This is a genomic window from Burkholderia sp. SIMBA_062, assembly GCF_046534765.1.
GTDB classification, from domain to species: domain Bacteria; phylum Pseudomonadota; class Gammaproteobacteria; order Burkholderiales; family Burkholderiaceae; genus Burkholderia; species Burkholderia ambifaria.
The window spans coordinates 1-228 of the sequence record NZ_JAWRYD010000720.1 but is presented as its reverse complement, the minus strand read 5'-3'; the positions used below and the strand labels follow the sequence as shown (position 1 = coordinate 228).

The 228-nt window shown below is 69.7% G+C and carries 1 pseudogene; it reads right to left on the bottom strand.

Annotation, left to right across the window (positions count from 1 at the left end):
• Positions 1–228 (bottom strand): annotated as a pseudogene (locus tag SB786_RS38060) (drug:proton antiporter); the annotation flags it as partial.

Genomic DNA, 228 nt, shown 5'->3' with positions numbered 1-228 from the left:
GCGCGTTGCGCCGGGCGGATCATGCCGACGAACGGCGCGCCCAGATGGAGAAACGGACCGTAAGCCTTGCGGAATCCGAACTGCTTGTAAAACGCCTGCCGCGCGGCGGGCACGTGCGTGCGCAGCGCGGCATCGGGCCACGCGGCGTGCGCGGCGGTCAGCGCGCGTTCGAGCAGATGCTCGAGCGTATCGTCGTCGCGACACGCCTCGCTCGTCAGCACCTTGTCG